The organism is Flavobacterium sp., from assembly GCF_027490375.1.
GTDB lineage: Bacteria > Bacteroidota > Bacteroidia > Flavobacteriales > Flavobacteriaceae > Flavobacterium.
The window spans coordinates 36,778-57,469 of the sequence record NZ_JAIXYH010000075.1; the positions used below are offsets into that span (position 1 = coordinate 36,778).

11 protein-coding genes are annotated in these 20,692 nt (G+C 40.7%); 7 read left to right on the forward strand and 4 right to left on the reverse strand.

What is annotated here, in order from left to right; genetic code table 11:
• Window positions 1-59: 59 nt before the first annotated feature.
• The 4 genes from Q0064_RS11315 to Q0064_RS11330 form a co-directional block, all read right to left on the reverse strand.
• Complete coding sequence (locus tag Q0064_RS11315; protein ID WP_298148341.1) at window positions 60-2,948, reverse strand: alpha-amylase family glycosyl hydrolase; 2,889 nt, start codon at window positions 2,946-2,948, stop codon at window positions 60-62.
• 76 nt (window positions 2,949-3,024) lie between these two features.
• A complete protein-coding gene (locus Q0064_RS11320) occupies window positions 3,025-4,044 on the reverse strand; it encodes a SusE domain-containing protein (protein WP_298148342.1) in 1,020 nt (339 codons plus the stop codon).
• A 51-nt stretch (window positions 4,045-4,095) separates the two neighbouring features.
• On the reverse strand, window positions 4,096-5,676 hold the full coding sequence (locus tag Q0064_RS11325) for a RagB/SusD family nutrient uptake outer membrane protein (protein WP_366095179.1): 1,581 nt from the start codon (window positions 5,674-5,676) through the stop codon (window positions 4,096-4,098).
• Between the two features lie 21 nt (window positions 5,677-5,697).
• Entirely contained in the window at window positions 5,698-8,706 is a 3,009-nt protein-coding gene (locus Q0064_RS11330) for a SusC/RagA family TonB-linked outer membrane protein (RefSeq protein WP_298148344.1), read from the reverse strand.
• Window positions 8,707-8,932: 226 nt separating this feature from the next.
• Between Q0064_RS11330 and Q0064_RS11335 the strand changes: the two genes are divergently transcribed.
• From Q0064_RS11335 to Q0064_RS11365, 7 genes are all read left to right on the forward strand, one after another.
• Window positions 8,933-9,961 (forward strand): LacI family DNA-binding transcriptional regulator, encoded by a 1,029-nt coding sequence (locus tag Q0064_RS11335; protein ID WP_298148345.1) that lies wholly within the window; start codon window positions 8,933-8,935, stop codon window positions 9,959-9,961.
• A gap of 152 nt (window positions 9,962-10,113) precedes the next feature.
• Window positions 10,114-11,667 carry an MFS transporter gene (locus tag Q0064_RS11340; protein WP_298148346.1) on the forward strand — a complete coding sequence of 518 codons (1,554 nt, stop codon included), beginning with the start codon at window positions 10,114-10,116 and terminating at the stop codon, window positions 11,665-11,667.
• Window positions 11,660-12,325 (forward strand): beta-phosphoglucomutase, encoded by a 666-nt coding sequence (pgmB, locus tag Q0064_RS11345; RefSeq protein ID WP_298148347.1) that lies wholly within the window; start codon window positions 11,660-11,662, stop codon window positions 12,323-12,325. Before Q0064_RS11340 ends, pgmB begins: the two co-directional genes overlap by 8 nt.
• 42 nt (window positions 12,326-12,367) lie before the next feature.
• On the forward strand, window positions 12,368-14,668 hold the full coding sequence (locus tag Q0064_RS11350; protein WP_298148348.1) for a glycoside hydrolase family 65 protein: 2,301 nt from the start codon (window positions 12,368-12,370) through the stop codon (window positions 14,666-14,668).
• Between the two features lie 170 nt (window positions 14,669-14,838).
• Window positions 14,839-16,668, forward strand: coding sequence for a glycoside hydrolase family 13 protein (locus Q0064_RS11355; protein WP_298148349.1), 1,830 nt, complete (start codon window positions 14,839-14,841; stop codon window positions 16,666-16,668).
• 2 nt (window positions 16,669-16,670) lie between these two features.
• The gene (locus tag Q0064_RS11360) at window positions 16,671-19,028 is read left to right on the forward strand and encodes a TIM-barrel domain-containing protein (RefSeq protein ID WP_298148350.1); all 2,358 of its coding nucleotides are present in this window, start codon (window positions 16,671-16,673) and stop codon (window positions 19,026-19,028) included.
• The gene (locus tag Q0064_RS11365) at window positions 19,025-20,683 is read left to right on the forward strand and encodes an alpha-amylase family glycosyl hydrolase (RefSeq protein ID WP_298148351.1); all 1,659 of its coding nucleotides are present in this window, start codon (window positions 19,025-19,027) and stop codon (window positions 20,681-20,683) included. The genes Q0064_RS11360 and Q0064_RS11365 overlap by 4 nt, the downstream gene beginning before the upstream one ends.
• Window positions 20,684-20,692 lie beyond the last annotated feature (9 nt).

Below are 20,692 nucleotides of genomic sequence, written 5' to 3' on the forward strand. Positions count from 1 at the left end.
TTCTAAACAGCAAACAAAGACTAAAAAAAAGCCGCTCTATTGGAGCGGCTCTTTAAAACTTAGTTTTTCACAAGTTTGACACTTGAAGTTCGGCTAAAGGCATCAGTTGCCTTTACAATATATACTCCAGGAGTTAAATCTGAAATATCGAAACTGAATTCAGCGTCGTAACTATTTGAAAACGATTTTACTTGCTGGCCTCGGATGTTATAGATCTGAACATCGGCTACGGCTTTATTTAAAGCAAAACTATTGGTTGTTGGATTCGGACTAGCCACAAGTGCTTGGATGTCTTCAAACGAATCCACATTTAATAAAGCTTGTTGATTTCCGTAAACTCTGAAACCACCTGCTGGAATCGAAATTGGGGTGGTAGTATTGGTTACAACCAATTGTGTATTGTCCATTAAATTGTACCAAGTTCCAGTAAATGGGAAACTTGGGTTAATGTTCTGCTGTGCTACAGAAAAGTTCGCTAAAACAACTACATTTCGTAATTGTGTTGTTGGCAAAGCGTTATTGAAAATGTAGATACGCTGACGGATATTGTTTCCGTCTGGACTAATAGCATAGTCGCCTTCAAAAACAGGCTCGTTAATTTTCAATTCTATTAATCTCTTGAACGCCTGATAAATCGGACCTCTATTCGCGCTACCTAGCCAGTTGTTTGTCCACTGATACTGTGGTTTTGTGTCTAGTTTACAATCGCCAGCAGTTACGTCAAAATCGGTATTAACAGTTCCATTATTACAAGTGAAAATTGAATCATCACAACCCAATTCAGCAAAGTGCCAAATCATTTTTGGACCTGGTACCAATAAAGACGTAGCTCCAATAGAAGCGGCTCTGCTAAGGGTATTAGTTAAGTTGTTTAATGGAGGGAAAGCACCACCACCGTTTCCGTAAGCTCGTGCGCTGTACATAACGCGTTCTTTATCGTGTGATTCTGGATAACCAATAAGACGCTTTGCAGAGAAACCTCTTGAATTATGACCAACGCGAGTGATATCTGCATCTGTAGAATAACCACCAGCTAATTGTGAATAGGCGAATGTCAATTCCCCCCACATCATCACACCCTTGCTTGGGTTTTCGTTAATACGGTAATTTGCCCACTGCTGCTCTTCGCCATCGCTACCTAAGTGCTCAAAAATCGCTAAGTGAGTTGGGTCAAGCGACCAGGTGAAATCAGCATATTCTCGTAATACATCAACACGATCTTGCTGGTAGGCATTTGTACAAGATTCCTGGTTATTTCCAGGAGGACAGTTTTGGGTAAATCCTTTGGTCAAATCCCAACGGAAACCATCTACTTTAAATTCTTCAATCCAGTGCTTAACGACTCTTTTTACGTAATTTCTTGTACGTGATTGTTGGTGGTTAAAATCGGAACCTACGTTATAACTGTGCATTGCCTGCGTATTGAAATACGGGTTCTCAGAACTTGGATCACCCCAACCATCTCCGTCTGGGTCGTTCATCCACATACGAACCATAGGATTGCGACCAAAAGCGTGGTTAAGTGCGATATCAAGAATTACAGCGATACCGTTTTGGTGACATAAATCTACAAACTCTTTGAATTTATCGGAAGTTCCATAGAATTTATCCAAAGCCATGTGGAACGAAGTATTGTAGCCCCAGCTTTCGTTGCCTTCGAATTCCATAACGGGCATCAATTGAATAGCGTTAATTTTCAGGTTAACAAAGTAATCCATTTTATCGATTAAGTCTTGGTAACTGCGATTTGAATCGAAGTCGCGTACTAAAAGTTCGTAAATAACCAAGTCTTCTTTCTTGGGTTTAACGAAATTGGTAACCTGCCAATTATAAGGAGTTGGATTTGTTTTGAAAACAGTAATCTCTCTGTTTTGTCCGGCTGGATATGCCGGAATGTTCGGATACTTTGAACTAGGAATCCACGGATCGTCGAAGTTAGAGATCACTAAAGTTGAGTATGGATCTGCTGTTCGAACGAGTGAAGGCGAATTGTTAATTGGAGTCGTATCTACTACCCAATATTGATACAAGATGTTTTCGCCTGGAGTTAAATTTTCTAGTGTCAACCAAAATTTTGTGGAACCTGGTGCAGAATCTCTGCGCATCGCGTGAACTGCAGTAGGCTGCCAGTTGTTAAAGCTACCTGCTACGTAAACGAAATCTTTTCCTGGCGCATCGAGAACTAAAGTAGCCTTAGTTTGATCGGCCATTAAGTTAACGCCATCAAGCATATTAGCCGGCATCGCTTGCGAAATTGTTCCTGGATTTACTAATGCCGAAAATCTTTTTGTAATGGTAAAAGCCCCTTGTGTTACTTCTAATTCGTAAACTTGATTTCCATTAATATTTGTATGATTAAAGGAAAATGTAGCGGTAGCGGGATTTGTAGACAACACATTGCCATTAGCTCTCAAAACATAAGCTGCATCACCATTAGTGTTGTTTGCAGTAATATTCAACGAACCATTAGCTGCTAGAAGCGTCGTGCTGTTTTCAAGTGGAGCTGTTAAATTTACTTGAAACGCACCTACTTCTGTTAAGATATCTTGCGACTTTTTATCACCCGTACCGTTTTTAGCTTTCACCAAAAATCCAATTCTACCAATACCTACGCGATTGTAGAAGGTGGTTGGTGTCATTGTGAAGGTATAGGTATCATTGCCTGCGTTGTAAGTGAACTTGTTTGCTTCGTTAGAGTTTATCCATTGACCGTTTGTAGGACAATCTTGGATGTTTGCATCGTTGATATCAAAGCTCCAAGCCCAGATATACAATGCATTGTTAGTTACGCCCCAAGTAGATTCATTGACGCTATTACCGTTAATGGTAATAGTAATTGAAGTAGTTTCCTCAAATAGTGCGGGTGTTATACTGTGGGTTACAGTTTGTTGTTGCCCCACTGCAGTAACACTGATCAAAAAACATAGAAACAGTATAATTTTTTTCATTTTGGAGAATTTTGTTGCGGAAGATAAAAAGGGCTATCGAAAAGACAGCCCTCTTTAAATAAATTTTAAGACCGAATTAGTTTAGGGTCAGTGTGTAAGTGTACTGTCTTGGGTTACTAAGATCAAGTACCACACGATAGTTTCCACTATCAGCTAAGGTAATATCTGGACCGTCATAGTTCATTGACCCATCATCATCGCTATCGCCACCGAGGTTAATTGTCCATGCATTGTTAGCACGGAATTTGTAAGCGCCCGCAGTCATTTGAACATCACCTTCCCACTTTTTAGTAGTTGGATTATATGTCAAAGCAGTACTTGCATCCCATCCACCTGGAGTTGCAGAACCTACAATTCCCCACGCTGTTGGCTCAACTGTGTATACTAGTGTAGTGGTATTTGCTCGCACTCTGTAATAGCCAGCAGAAGCCGTACAATTTTGACCAACCGCAACTAAAACGCCAGAGAACGAACCGTCATCTCCATATTCATTGGTACCCCAGTTAAAATTACCTGCTTGGTCTGCCCCTACAAATTTGAAACCTCCGTCAAGATAAACGAAACCTTCATAGTCGGTTTCTCCAAAAGCTGAAGCTGCCAATTGTGGTGCTGTTGGAGGATTCCATCCTTGGTGGTTACCTGGAACAGCTAATTTTGGTAATGATGTTGAATAAGGAGTAACCAAATAGGTAATTACGTCAGAAAAACGCTCTTGCGATGCTGGCTCACCAACGCTTGATTTTACACGGATTTCAATCGCTCCTTGTGTAAAAGGAGTTAATCCTACAGAAACAGAAGCTCCATTTAAAGCTTCAGAAATTACGCTTGCATATGTGTTAGAAGTTGAAACTAAATCTAGTGGACTATCGAAATTATCACCAGCTTTATCAATCTGAACTACGTAAGTTATACTAGTTGGCGTACCGTAATCCATAGCAGCCCACGTTAAACTTAATCCTGGATTCAGAGGCGTTTCAGGACCTAATACCACTGCATCGCCAGATGTTGGAGATAAAATTGCAAAATCTCCTTTAGCTTCTAAAAATCGAAGCTCTTGTTCGTCTTCACAAGCAACAAAGCCTGTAAACAATGACAATAAAAAAACGGACTTTAATATTCTTTTCATTTTTAATACTTTTTATTTTTTTTAATAACCAGGGTTTTGAGTAAGGTTTGGATTTGCAGAAATAGCTAAAATCGGAACTGGATATACTGCTCTGAAAGCTCCAATTGCTACACCATTTTGAGCATTACCTTTCCATGCCCAATTGTAAGTTCCACCAGTGAATCTGCCAAATCTGATTAAATCTTGGCGTCTGTGAGCTTCCCAATGTAATTCGCGGGCACGTTCATCTAAGATAAAATCTAATGTTAACTGATTCGCTGTTATATTCTGGGAACTATCGCCATTTGCTCGCTCTCGTAAAGCGTTAACATAACCAAGTGCATTGGCTTGGTTTGCGTTACTTGCTCCTCTCAAGAAACATTCAGCATACATCAAATAGGCATCACCAAGTCTGAAAAGTGGAAAATCAGTATCTACAAAAGTTGGGTTAGTCCCAGCTGCTCCAGTTGAAGACTTGTTGCTATATTTTGCAAGGATAAAACCTTGATCTCTATTAGCTACATCTGTAATAACACGATCCCGAACGCCGCTAATGATTGTATTTCTAGCATCATTACTGAAAGCAGTTCCATCAAACTTAGACACGAATTGTTCTCTCAAGCGTAGGGCACCGCCCCAACCACCAGCACTTACACCAAGATTGGCGCCGTTTTGCTCAATTGATCCAACTGATCCATTAATCATTACTGTTGTAGGTCCAAAATTCTGTGTAAATCGTCCGTCAGATTGGATTGCGAATATCATTTCAGGAGATGTATTATTATCAGCTGAAAAGTTTAATAAATAATTTGGTGCTAACTGATAACCACCTGCGATTATTGCATCCAATTGAGTTACACACTCATTGTATTTTGGCTGTCCAATATACACTTCAGCATTTAAATACATCTTTGCCAAAATCATCCGAGCCATTGCTGCATCCAAGCGACCTTCTTGATTAGTTCTTGGCGCTTTTAACGAAGGTAAAACTTCGAGTAATTCTGACTCTATGTACTCAAACAACTGCTGTCTGTTATACTCTTCGCCTGCTTGTACTACTGAAAAAGTCTCATCGGTAAAAACAGCTTTACCGAAGAGGTCCATCATGTGATAGTAAGCAAGTGCTCTTAAAACACGAACTTCTTGTCTATACTCTTCAATTACAGCAGGATTTGCAACATTTCTACTAGCAACCAAACTTGGCGTACTTTGACGCAAAAACTCGTTACAAATTGCTACTTGGAAGTGAGCTCTACTAAAAATACCTCTAATAATTGGGTTGTCGGAAACCCAAACATTTCGTTGCAAATCTCGAACACCTCCGTCGCCTTCATAAGACCAGATGGCTTCATCGGTTACCAGTTCTTGCATGTACCAAAGGCATCGCCCATATTGGCTAGTTCCGGCATCTAACCCCCCGATATTGGAGCTGCCTGGCCCCTCGGTACCCGTTAATGCTAGATTTGCGTAAACGCCCGCAATCGCATTCTGATAAGCATTAGGTTGTGCAAAAAATTCATCTGATAAGAAAACATTCCCTGCTTCGGGCTTTATATCTAAATCGGATTCACATGATTGCAACGAAATAAGGCTTACCAACATAAAAAGTAGTGGAAACTTCATTTTTTTCATTGTCGTATCGAATTAAAATTTTATCGACGCACCAAATAAAACTTGGCGTTGTCTTGGATATATTAAATTATCGCGTCCACCGTTATTGATCTCTGGATCTAGACCATCATATTTAGTGATAACAAACGCATTCTGAACTCCAGTAAACAATCTTAAGGATGCTTTTCCATCTAACCATTTTGGAAATGTATAACCGAAAGTTACGTTGTCCATTCTTAAAAATGAACCATTCTTGATGTAGATATCAGACAGACCCGTAGCAGTATTCGAATTTATGACGAAACTATTATCGTAATAAGTTGTTGGAATATTCGACAACTGAGAATCTCCGTTAACTACGTAATTAGAATATGATCTTGCTGCACTCACCATATCATATATTCTATTCCCGATACTTGCTCTCATAAAAAATGAGAAATCAAAATTACCTACTGTAAGATTTGAAGAAAAGCCAAAGGTTGCGTCTGGATCTGGATTTTTATAAATATATCTATCATCGTTATTAATGATACCATCATCATTCAAATCAGCGAAGGCTCCTTCTATGGCAGTACCATCATTGTTGTATAATTGTTTGAACACGTAAAACGAATCAGGAGTCCAACCTTCTCTAAAAATCTGGCTTCTTCCACCGATACCAATCGCAGCTTGACCAGTCTCAATGTCACTTCCATTTGCTAACTCTTCGATTCTTCGTTCGAATTTAGTTGCGTTAAAATTGATATCCCAATTAACTTTCTCATTTCTAAATACTGCAACATTTACCGCAAATTCGATACCTTTTGTAGAGAAGCTACCAACATTTGCGGGACCTTGATTACCAAAATTACTTCCATCAGGGAATGGAGTATCGTTGAAGAATAAATCGTCTGTTAACTTATAAAATGCGTCGATAGCACCATTTACTCTTCCATTGAAAAAGCCATAATCAAATCCGACGTTATAGGTAGTAGTTTCTTCCCACTTTAAATTAGGGTTGTAAATTTGAGGGGTTCCAGACCCAAAAAATGTCCCTCCGATATTATATTGAGAATTTTCAAAACCTACATTGTATCTTGGTAAGTAACGGTCTCCGACGGGAATAGCTTGTTGTCCTGTAATACCATATCCCAAACGAAGTTTTAAATCAGACAGTACTGTGGAATTCTTAAAGAAATCTTCTTTCACTTTCCATGCAAAAGCCGCTGAGGGGAAATTACCCCATCTATTGTCCTCAGAAAATCTTGAAGTCCCATCTCTACGGAAAGCAAATGTGAATAAATATTTATCACTAATGTTAATGTTAGCTCTTGTAAAATAACCAATCAGCACCTCATCTGGATCCGCTGGAAAAGTCGGAAACGATTCAGGATTGTTTTGATTGCCTGTAGTAAAACCTGAATATTGAAAAATTTGATATGAATAACCCGCAGTTACATCGAAATTTGTGGCACCTAAATCTTTGCTATATACAAAATAAGCATCGAGTAATTTATTTCTTCTTGTGTCGGCGTTATACTCTCTGTTGCCTATAAAAACCTCATTAGCTCCAGTACCAAAAGTAGGGGAAGTCGCTACACCTGTAGCTTCTCTAACAATCCTTCTAACACCGGTAGACTCATCAAATCCAAGATTCACGACCGCTCTTAAATCAGGGAAAAAGTGAAACTTATAATCGAATTCTATGTTACCAAAAACACGATCATTTCTACCAGTATCGTTTGTTTGTAACAACTCAGCTACAGGGTTTCTGGGAGACTGTGGTGCTAAACCAGTCGGCAACGACGCACTTTGATACTCGAAAAATCCAGAAAATCGGCTTGGAGTGTAATAAACAGGCTTTGTAGGATCAAATCTTATTGCAGAACCTTCAACTCCATTTGCAAATCTGTTCTTTTCCAATCCATAATTTGCAGATAAATTAATTTTAAGGTGATCTTTAAAAAATCTCGGATTCATGGCCAAAGAAACGGTCGTTCTTTGAAATGAGTTAGTTAATCTGAGACCTTCCTGATAAGTGTTACCTATTGTTAACTTAGTAGGTAGCATTTTAAACAATTCGCCACGAACTGACAAATTATTGTCAACAAAATCGGTTCTTCTGTAGATGGCATCTTGCCAATTGGTATTATAAATCGTTCTGTCTTCACGCTCCGTTGTAGCAGGATTATCCGGCAAGCCCGAAGGCACACCAAGCTCTCCAAGTCTTGCAGGGAAGTTATCGCTAATAAACTGAGTAAACTGCCTTGAATTAAGCACATTAACTTGTCGATACGCCTCTCCACTACCATATTGGAAGTTGTAATCCACAGAAAACTTCTTACTTCCGCGCTTAGTATTAATGATAATTACACCATTTGACGCTCGAGAACCATAAATAGCAGTTGCAGATGCGTCCTTTAGAATGTTGAAGCTTTCAATATCATTCGGGTTAATTGTAGAAAGTATCGAGGTTGACCCAGTATTCGAGTTATTTGTTACCGGCAAACCGTCAATTACAATTAATGGATCATTCGAAGCCGACAGTGACGAACCTCCACGAATTCGGATTTGAGCACCCGAACCCGGAGCTCCACCACCTAAGTTTACAGTTACACCAGCAACTCTACCAGCAAGTAGGTTTTCAGCTGTTACGTTTGCTCCTTTGTTAAACTCTTTCGAACTCAACTGCGTCACAGATCCCGTTGCATCCTTTTTACGAACGCTACCGTAACCAATTTGAACTACAACTTCTGACAGCTCATTGGCTTCTTCGACTAAAGAAATGGTAACAGATTTTTGCCCGGTAAACGTCTCCGATACTTCCTTGTAACCAATAAAAGAGAAGACGACAACCTGTCCGTTCTTTAAACCAGACAGACTAAATTTCCCGTCGAAATCTGTGGAAGTACCGTTTGTGGTACCTTGAACGACTACGCTGACCCCCGGCAACGGCTGCCCTGATGCTTTATCAGTTACCGTTCCCGTTAAAGTGCTCTGTGCTAGAACACTAAACGGCAGAAGTAGTACGGAAAGTAACAACTTTTTGTAAATTGTTTTCATACATTTTGTTTAGGTTAAAATTGAGTTTTTTTGCTTGTAATTTTGCTTCGAGTGTTAAATTTATGTAAATCTGTCACGAAAAAAAATTTAGCCTCGTTAAAGATACGCCGAAAACGTTTTCGTGTTGAAAACTTTTACAATCACGCATATTTTTAAGGAAGTAATTCACAGAATAGAAAATTCGAATTACCTTTATTCACAAATCAATATTTCTTAAATCGTCAAAATGAAGCGCAAAGTCACACTAAAGCAAATTGCAAAAGAGTTAGATGTTTCCATTTCAACCGTCTCAAAATCACTTCGCGATTCACCCGAAATATCTGAAGAAACCAGACTCAAGGTCCAAGCATTTGCTAAATTGTACAACTACAAACCCAACAATATTGCTCTTAGTCTAAAAAACAGAAAAACTAAAACCATTGGCGTTATCATTCCAGAAATTGTTCACCACTTTTTTAGTACCGTCATTAGTGGTGTAGAAAGCGTTGCCAACGAATACGGCTACAGCGTAGTAGTATGTCTTTCCAACGAATCTTTCGACAAAGAAGTAATCAATATGGAAATGCTTGCTAACGGTAGTATCGACGGCTTTATCATGTCGCTTTCAAAAGAAACGCAATTCAAAAAAGATTTTCACCACATAAATGAAGTGATTAGCCAGGGCATGCCCGTGGTTATGTTTGATCGAATTACTAATGAAATTTTTTGCGATAAAGTAATCATCGACGATAAACAAGCTGCCTACGAAGCCGTATCGTATCTAATCGAAAAAGGACGAAAACAAATTGCTTTAGTTACCACAGCCGATTACGTTTCAGTTGGCAAACTACGAACCGACGGCTACATGAAAGCACTTACCGACCACGATATTGCTGTCAATGAAAAGCTCATCATTCGTGCCGACGACGAAATTCAGTGCAAACACGAGGTTCAAAAACTGCTTGAGCAAGGCGCGATCGATGGTGTTTTGGCTGTAAACGAATTGTATGCCGTAACCATTATTAAAACAGCCAACGAAATGCAAATTACCGTTCCGGAACAACTTGCTGTCATTGCATTTACCGACGGAATTATTTCGCAATATGCAACTCCAACAATCACTACTGTAAGTCAAAACGGCATCAAAATGGGGCAAACCGCTGCCAAAATGCTCATCGACCGTTTGGAAGAAGAGGAAACCGAATACAGTACTGCCGAGCAATACACCACAGAAGTAATTGAAACCAGTTTAATTATCCGAGATTCAACAAATTAACAGTCGTTTCCAAATTTTAATTTTTTAAAACTTATTGAAATTCTATTTTTTCGATATATTTGGCAGCAATTATCAAAGCTTGTAATTTACTTCGAAAACAAATAAAGTTTTGATAAGCAACGCGCTTATCGTATCTCATTTTAATTACGATAATGGAAAAGCGTAAATTAAGTTTTTGGCAAATCTGGAACATGAGTTTTGGATTTCTCGGAATTCAGTTCGGGTTTGCATTGCAGAACGCAAATACATCAAGAATTTTTGACACTCTTGGTGCCGACCCAGATAAGATTGGATTTTACTGGTTAGCAGCCCCACTTACAGGTCTTATTGTACAACCAATTGTTGGCTATTTTTCTGATCGAACATGGACTCGATTAGGGAGAAGACGTCCGTATTTCTTGGTCGGTGCAATTTTAGCTTCACTGGCATTATTCGCCATGCCTAATTCGCCTAGTCTTTGGATTGCAATTGGAACGTTGTGGATTATGGACTCTTCCATAAACATTTCCATGGAACCTTTTCGCGCCTTTGTTGGTGACAACCTGCCCGAAAACCAAAGAACTCTAGGCTTTGCCATGCAAAGTTTCTTTATCGGACTTGGAGCGGTTGTAGGCTCGGCATTGCCCTGGATATTTACCAACATTTTCGAACTTTCAAACACGGCTGCTGAAGGCGTAATTCCGGACTCTGTAAAATGGTCTTTTTATGTCGGAGCAATTGTCTTTTTTCTAGCGGTATTATGGACGGTTCTTAAATCGAAAGAATATTCTCCCGAGGAACTACAAGCGTTTGAGGACGCCAAAAGAGCAACATCTACCAAAGACCACCACGAAAAGGTGAGCACACAAAAGAACGTAACTACAAAACTACAAGCAACTTACGGCGGAATACTCGCACTTGTAGGCGGAATACTCACCTATTTTGTACATCAACTTAATCTTAAAGCCGATGCAAATGGGGAAACTGGAGCACATAAAGAATTGTATCTACTATCCATTGGTCTGTTAGTTGTTGGAGTGCTTTTCCTAATCGTATCGCAACTAAGAAAAAATGAGGTACGAAATGGCTTTACCGTTATCATCACCGATTTATTAAACATGCCAAAAACCATGAAACAACTTGCCTACGTGCAGTTTTTTTCGTGGTTTGCGCTTTTTGCCATGTGGATTTACACCACACAGGCGGTAACAGGCCACGTTTTTGGCACAACAGACTCCACCACGAAAGAGTACAACGATGCTGCCGATTGGGTTGCGGTGATGTTTACCATCTACAACTTAGTAGCTGCTGCAGTGGCATTTTTGCTTCCAGCTTTAGCTCGTCGAACCAGTAACAAGTTTACACATATGCTGGCGCTCATCGCGGGAGGTATCGGATTGATTTCAATCTATTTCCTTTCCGACAAAGTAGGATTACTGTTGGCTATGACTGGCGTTGGAATTGCTTGGGCAAGTATTCTTTCTATTCCTTATGCCATGTTGTCGGGTTCCTTACCAGCTGCAAAAATGGGCTACTACATGGGAGTTTTTAACTTCTTTATAGTTATTCCGCAAATCGTTGCAGGAACGGTTCTCGGATTTATAGTTAAAGAATGGTTCAACGAACAACCTGTTTATGCATTAATTGTTGGCGGATGTTCGATGATTTTTGCGGGAATTTTAACGCTTGGTGTTTCTACCAATAAAAAAATTGACATTAATGAGTAAAAAAGGTTTCATATTCGATTTAGACGGCGTAATTGTTGACACTGCGAAGTATCACTACTTGGCGTGGCAAAAAATTGCTGAAAAGCTCGGAATCGAATTTACACCACACCACAATGAAAAACTAAAAGGCGTTAGCCGCGTTCGATCGCTGGAAATAATTCTGGAACTCGGAAAAATTACAGCGACCGAACAGGAAAAACAACTTTGGCTCACACAAAAGAACGACGATTACTTATCCTATCTAACCGATATTGATAGTTCTGAGATCTTACCAGGCGTGATGCCAATTTTGTCGCATCTAGAAACACTAAAACAACCTATTGCTTTAGGTTCGGCGAGCAAAAACGCACGACCGATTTTAGAAAAAACCGGCATCATTGATTTGTTCGACGCCATAGTAGATGGAAACGACGTATCACAGGCGAAACCCGATCCGGAAGTTTTTATAGTCGCAGCTCGTAAACTTAATCTAGCTCCTGAAGATTGTATCGTTTTTGAAGATTCGGAAGCTGGAATTCAGGCAGCAAACATTGCCGGTATGGTAAGTGTAGGAATTGGCGATGCGAAAGTACTTCATGAAGCCGCTTTCAATTTCCCGGATTTCACACACATGGACACCGCATTTATTGACGGTTTATTAAAAAAAGTAAAAGCTTAATGTAGAATGATGCAGGACAACTGCAAAACAAAATTTATTTAAATGAATCAGGATTATATCAAACCCGATGGATGGTCGATTATCGAAGAAGGATTTGATCAGGAACGCGTAAAATCATCTGAAAGTTTGTTCAGTATTGGAAACGGAGCTATGGGGCAACGTGCCAATTTTGAAGAAAATTACAGCGGAGAAACGTTCCAAGGAAGCTATATCGCAGGGATTTACTATCCCGACAAAACCAAAGTGGGTTGGTGGAAAAACGGTTATCCCGAGTACTTCGCAAAAGTACTTAATGCACCGAACTGGATCGGAATCGACTTTTCCGTAAACGGAGAGTCGTTCGATTTGGCGAAATGCACCGCAGTCGCTGATTTTAAACGGGAACTAAATATGAAAGCCGGTTGGTACCGCAGAAGCTTCACGGCAACACTCGCCAACCAGTCGCAAATTGCCGTCGAAGTAACGCGCTTTTTATCGCTCGAACTCGACGAAGTTGGCGTTATTCAATACAACATTACTGCTTTATCTGGCGCGCTTTCGCTGAAAATAAACTCGTACGTAGATGCTGCTGTACACAACGAAGATGCCAACTGGGAAGAACGCTTTTGGGAAACCTTAAGCAGCACCAAAGCAACCGACGCCGTTTACGTTACCGCACGCACTTTTAAGACACACTTTGAAGCGACCACATTTGGCGCAACAAACGTGAGCAACAACGGAACAGCTATCGACGCGAAAGAAATTTCACAAGAATCGGCCGATAAATTAGGTGTTGTTTTTGAAACTACTGTTGCTCAAAACACAACCCTAGGTATCACCAAATTTGGTGGCTATACAGTTTCGATGAACCATGAAAACACGCTAGCTGCTGCGCAAAAAGCTGTAGAACAAGCACGTGCTTTAGGCTACGACAAATTACTGCAAATGCAAGCCGAAGCGTGGTCGAAAATTTGGGAAATGAGCGATATCACTATAGAAGGTGATGTGAAAGCGCAACAAGGAATTCGATTCAATATCTTCCAACTCAATCAAACGTATTTAGGAAAAGATTCGCGTTTGAACATTGGACCGAAAGGCTTTACCGGTGAAAAATACGGCGGATCAACCTACTGGGATACCGAAGCCTATTGCATTCCGTTTTACATGGCTACAAAAGATCAGGAAGTTGCGCGTAACCTACTTACGTACCGTTACAACCAACTCGATCGCGCGATCGAAAACGCAGCTAAACTCGGTTTTAATAATGGTGCCGCACTCTATCCGATGGTTACTATGAACGGAGAAGAGTGTCATAATGAATGGGAAATTACTTTCGAAGAAATTCACCGAAACGGCGCTATTGCTTTTGCTATTTACAATTACTACCGCTACACCGGCGATTACAGCTACATTCCGGAAAAAGGTCTTGAAGTTTTAATTGGTATTGCTCGGTTCTGGAAACAGCGCGCCAACTTCTCGACAGACAAAAATAAGTATGTGATTTTAGGTGTAACAGGACCAAACGAATACGAGAATAATGTAAACAACAACTGGTACACCAATTATATTGCGAAATGGTGTATGGAATACGCAGCCGAACAAACCGAGCGCGTAGCTGAGGAATATCCTTCGGATTACAGCCGAATTGTCGCAAAAGTTAAATTAGGTTCACAAGAAATTAGCGAATGGCGCGAAGTGGGCACCAATATGTATTTCCCTTATTCGGAAACGTATGGCGTTTACTTACAACAAGACGGTTTCTTGGATAAAGAGTTGGTTAAAGTTGACAAGCTCGACCGTTCGCAGCGTCCGATTAACCAAAAATGGTCGTGGGATCGTATTTTACGTTCACCATATATCAAGCAAGCCGACGTACTTCAAGGATTTTATTTCTTTGAAGATCATTTTACCACAGAAGAATTAGAGAAGCATTTTGATTTCTATGAGCCTTTTACCGTTCATGAAAGTTCGCTTTCGCCTTGCGTTCACTCGATACAGGCGGCAGTTCTTGGAAAAATGGAAATGGCTTATACTTTTTACTTGCGTACATCGCGCTTAGATTTAGACGATTACAACAAGGAAGTGGAAGAAGGCTGCCACATTACCTCGATGGCCGGAACTTGGATGAGTATTGTAGAAGGTTTTGGCGGCATGCGCGTAAAAGACAATCAGTTGCACTTTACACCACGCATACCGAAAGAATGGGAAGGATATTCGTTTAAGATTAATTTCAGACACCAAATTTTAAAAGTTACCGTAAAACACGGCGAAACGCAGTTTATGGTGGATGGCGACAAACCGCTGCACGTCATTGTAAACGGAAAAGCTGTAGAAGTGATACCCAACAGTTTAATTGCTGTTTAATAAAACTGCCCGTTTTTTCGGGCAGTTTTTGGTTACTGCTGTTTGGATAACGATTGCCGCGGCAAGGATTGCAGCAAGGTGCCGTGCACCGCGGAAAGCCTGGCGGCAGCCGAAAACTCTTTTTTTGAAGTACGAACGTTGGCTGCCGAGCCGCCCAAAAAATAAAAAAAATGAAAAAACTTATTGCTTTACTCCTACTTGCTCAGATTGGATTTGCACAGATTCAAAAAGTAGAACCGCCGTTTTGGTACAGCGGCATGAAAAAAACCGAATTGCAATTGATGCTTTACGGTAAAAATATTGGAAATGCCGTGGTGAGTTGTGATAAAGCAACTGTTGTTGGCGTAATTCGCACGGAAAATCCGAATTATTTATTTGTGAATTTGGATTTGAAAAACGTTCCGGCTGGATCACTTGAACTGTCTTTAACGCAAGGGAAAAAAGTTGAAAAACGCACGTACGAACTACGAGCACGCAGAAAAGACAGCGCGAATCGAAAAGGATTTGACTCGAGTGATGTTATGTATTTACTGATGCCGGACCGCTTTGCTAACGGAAATCCGAATAACGACAGCACTCCAGACACGGCCGATAAATTTAACCGCAGTTCGCAAGACGGACGTCACGGTGGCGATATTGCCGGTATGAAGAAACATTTGGATTATCTGGAAGACTTAGGCGTTACAGCAGTTTGGAGTACGCCTTTATGCGAAGACAACGACCCGAAAACCTCGTATCACGGCTACGCACAATCGGATGTTTACCGCATTGACCCGCGTTACGGCAGCAATGAAGAATATGTAGATTTTGTGGAAGCTGCACATCAGAAAGGCATAAAAGTGGTTAAAGATTACGTGACCAACCACTGGGGAACTGAACATTGGCTTTTAAAAGATTTACCTACGTACAAATGGGTGCATCAATTTCCGGGTTACGGCCAAACCAATTACCGCATGACCACGCAATTCGATGTAAACGCTTCGGAAATTGACAGCAGATACTGCATGGACGGCTGGTTTGTGCGTTCTATGCCCGATTTAGATCAGACCAATGAATTGGTTTTAAACTACCTGACACAAAACGCATTATGGTGGATCGAATACGCCAATTTGGATGGATTTAGAGTAGATACGTACAGCTACGCCGACAAGCACGCTATTGCAAAATGGACCAAAGCGATTATGGATGAATATCCGAATTTCAACATAGTGGGCGAAGTTTGGATGTACGACCAAGCACAAATGGCGTATTGGCAGAAGGATAGTAAAATTGGCGCGATACAATCGTACAACTCGTATTTGCCGTCGGTTATGGATTTTACGCTTCAAGGAGAATTAGGTTCGGCTTTGAAAGAAGAAGAATCGAATTGGACCAATGGATTAATCAAGGTTTACAACAATTTTACAAATGATTTTCTATATCCGAATACCGATAATTTGTTGGTGTTTTTTGAAAATCACGATACCCAGCGTTTCAACCACATTTACAACGGAAATTTCGCGAAATACAAGATGGCACTTGCCCTTATTGCAACGGTACGAGGAATTCCGCAAATTTATTACGGCAGTGAAATTGGCATGCAAGGCAACAAAGACAAGGGAGACGGCGATATTCGCAGAGATTTTCCAGGAGGTTGGAACGGCGATACCAATAATGCCTTTACGTTAGCTGGTAGAACTGCCGAACAAAACAAATTTCATGAATTCACGAAAAAAGTGTTCAATTACCGCAAGAACAATCCGGTTTTGCACTTTGGAAAGATGAAACACTATCTGCCGATTAACAACGTTTATGTGTATTTCCGTACGTTGAATGAGAAGTCGGTTATGGTGGTAGTGAATAACAACAAAGAAGCACAAGTCCTTGATCTGGCAACCTACAACGAAAGTTTAGCGGGTTACAGCGCTGGAAAAGAGATTTTAACGGGTTCGAAATTAGAAATCAATAAATCGCTCTCGGTTCCGGCACAAGACGTGTTAATCATAGAGCTACAAAAATAATTATGCGTTTTACAATTCGTATTTTCCTTTTACTTGCGGTAACAGTTGGTTATGCGCAGCGCGAATACCAATCGTATTCCAACGACAACGGCATTCACACGATTCGAGTTTCCGATGGTGTTTACAAAATCCGATTTTTTAGCAACGAAGCAGTTGAAACGGAATTTATTGCCAACGGCAGTGTGAGTGAAAATTCGCTTGCGGTAGTAGATAAATCTGTTTTTCAAAGTATAAAAGCTCAGGAACTTCGCGATAAAATTGACTTTTCGTCGGGCTTAATCCGTGTCGTTGTAACTTACAAACCGTTTAGCATAGCGTATTACAAATCCGGACAATTAATAGCCACCGAATTGGCAGCTTCGCGAACAAACAAAGAAACTTCGGTGAAACTCAGCGTAAATGCTGATGAGAGCTTGCTGGGAGGCGGTTCGCGGGTTTTAGGAATGAACCGACGCGGCAACAAACTGCGACTGTATAACAAGGCACATTACGGGTATGAAACGCGTTCGGAGTTGATGAACTATTGTATTCCGATGTATTTATCGTCGGAAGTATACGGCGTTCATTTCGACAATACGTGGGTAGGAGATTTGGATTTAGACAGCGGAAAACAAAATGTAGTTACCTATTCGGCGGAAGGTGGGCCGGTACGCTACCAGATTTTTGCAGGCAGAACATGGAAAGATTTGGTTAAAACGTATACGACTTTAACGGGACGTCAACCGCTACCGCCGCGTTATACCTTGGGCAATTTTAGTAGCCGATTTGGTTATCATTCGCAAAAGGAAGCTGAAAAAACAATTGCTGCGTTCAAGAAAGAAGGAATTCCTGTAGACGCAATCATCTTTGATTTATACTGGTTTGGAACAACGATCAAAGAAACTATGGGAAATTTAGACGTATGGCGCGACAGCTTTCCGAAGTTTGAAAAAATGATTTCGAAGTTCTCAAAACAGGGTATTAAAACCATTTTAATAACTGAACCATTCATTCTTAAATCGTCGTCGAAGTGGAATGAAGCTGTTGCAGAAGGAATCTTAGCGAAAGATTCGCTTTCACAACCTGCGGTTTACGACTTTTACTTTGGAACGACTGGTTTAATTGACCTCGACAAACCTAAGGCGAAAGAATGGTTTTGGAATGTGTACGATAAATTCATAAAGAAAGGCGTTGCTGGTTGGTGGGGCGATTTAGGTGAACCCGAAGTACATCCAAAATGGGTGCGTCACGAATCGGGATTAGCGCACCAGGTACACAATGTATACGGACACAAATGGGCGGAACTTTTAGCTACGAAATATGCTGAAAATTACCCAAATACGCGTCCGTTTATTTTAATGCGTTCGGGTTATTCGGGTTCGCAACGTTTCGGAATGATTCCGTGGTCGGGTGATGTCAACCGAACCTGGGGCGGTTTAAAAGCACAACCTGAAATCGCACTCCAAATGGGATTGCAAGGTTTAGGCTTTATGCATTCGGATTTGGGAGGTTTTGCAGGAGCGAATCTCGACGACGAATTGTACGTTCGCTGGTTGCAATACGGCGTTTTTCAACCTATTTTCCGACCTCATGCACAAGAAGAAGTTGCTTCGGAGCCCGTATTTAGAAGTGAAAACGCCAAAAAACTAGCTCGTAAAGCTATTTTGGAGCGCTACGCCTTACTGCCGTACAATTACAGTTTAGCGTTTGAAAACAACCAAAACGGAACACCGCTCATGCGACCATTGTTTTTTGAAGAGCCAACCAATAAATCTCTTTTTGTAAATGCAGATGGCTACTTGTGGGGAAATGATTTCTTAGTTGTTCCTGTTACCGATGCTAAGTTGACCGAAAAAACCGTTTACTTTTCGAAAACAGCGCGTTGGGTAGATTATTACGATGCAACAAAAATCTACGAAGGCGGAAAATACGTTTCCGTAAAAACAGCGGAAGACCACATACCGGTTTTCGTGCGTTCAGGAGCAGTTATTCCTACTTGCAACGACTTAAATGCGGGTTCTGCTTCGATGAAAGAGCTTACATTAAGTTATTATTACAACGAAAATTACCCGACTGTCGCGACGGTTTATTTTGACGACGGTACTACGACAAACGCTTTCGAAAAAGGAAATTACGAATTGCTACGCATTACGAAAGATACGGGTAGCGAAACGCTGAATATAAAATCAGAAAAGGGAACTGCTTTTAAAGCGGTTAAGCGAAAAATCACTTTGAAAATCATTCACGCACCGAAAACACTTACTGCAATTGAAGTGAATGGAAAATTAGTAAAAAACAACTCGAAATCGGCTGATGCAGCTCCAAGCTTTTCTTTTGAAATAACTTCAGGACAGGAAATAAAAATCAATCTTAAAAAATGAAAGGGATTAAAATCGGATTATTAGCGCTACTTATTTTTGCAAGCTCGTGTAAATCAACCGAAACGGCAGAAAAAACAGCGAGTAAAAAACCATTTGTTTGGGAAGCGGCCAACGTTTACTTCTTACTTACCGATCGTTTTTACGATGGAAACGCAAGTAAAACCATTTACTTAGATCGGACTAAAGAAACGGGAAAGTTGCGCGGATTTGAAGGCGGCAATTTAAAAGGTGTGATCAAGAAAATGAAAGAAGGTTATTTCGAAGATTTGGGTATCAACGCCATTTGGATGACTCCGTTGGTAGAGCAAATTCATGAAGGAACCGACGAAGGAACCGGATTTAGCTACGGTTTTCACGGATATTGGGCGAAAGATTGGACGCGATTGGATCCGAATTTTGGTACCGAAGCCGATTTAGCCGAACTCGTTAAACTTGCCCACAGCAAAGGCATTCGGATCATTCTCGACGGAGTTGTAAATCATACCGGCCCGGTAACTCCGAAAGATCCGGTATGGCCCGACGACTGGGTGCGTACGAGTCCACAATGCGTATATCAAACATACGAAAACACGATTAGCTGTACGTTGGTGAAGAATCTTCCGGATGTAAAAACCGAATCTGAAGCCAATGTTTCCCTCCCTCCTGCCTTAGTTGAGAAATGGAAAAAAGAAGGTCGGTACGAATCCGAAATCGCATCTTTGGATAAATTTTTCAAAGAAACGGGCTATCCACGCGCACCCAAATACTACATCATAAAATGGTTGGCTGATTATGTATTGAAATATGGAATCGATGGTTACCGTGCAGATACAGCTAAACATACCGAAGAAGATGTATGGATGGCGCTAAAAAACAGTTGTTCTTCTGCTTTTGAACAGTGGAAAAAACAAAATCCGAATGATGTTCTCGACGATAATACGTTTTATATGATTGGCGAAGTGTACAATTACAGCATTCACGACGGACGCCAGTTCAAATTTTCAGACAAGACAGTCGATTATTTCGCCAACGGATTCGATAATCTCATCAATTTTTCGTTCAAAGGAGATGCCAATAAACCTTACGAGGAACTGTTTTCACAGTACAACAATTACTTACAAAACCAGCTAAAAGGCAAAAGTGTATTGAACTACGTTTCATCGCACGACGATGGAGGTCCGTTTGATAAGCAACGTAAAAAACCATACGAATCGGCCACGAAATTGCTGCTCTGTCCGGGAATTGCTCAAATTTATTACGGAGATGAAACGGCGCGCCCACTCGATATTCCGGGTACTCAGGGCGATGCCACCCTGCGTTCGTTCATGAATTGGAACGATTTGAAAGAAAATAAAGCCACCCAAGATATTTACGCACACTGGAAAAAACTGGCAAACTTCCGTAAAAACCACACGGCGGTTGGCGCGGGAGTACATCAGAAAATTAGCAGTAAAAACGGCTATTTCTTTAAACGAACGTATCAAAAAAACAATATCAAAGATGTGGTTATTGTTGGTTTAGATTTGAATGAAGGAAGTAAGGAAATTCCGGTTGATAGCGCTTTCGCGGAAGGAACGAAAGTGCGCGACACGTATTCTGGACAAACAACTGTTATCAAAAATGGTGTTGCAGTTATTGATTCCAATTTCAAAATTGTATTACTCGAGGCACTATAAAATATCGAA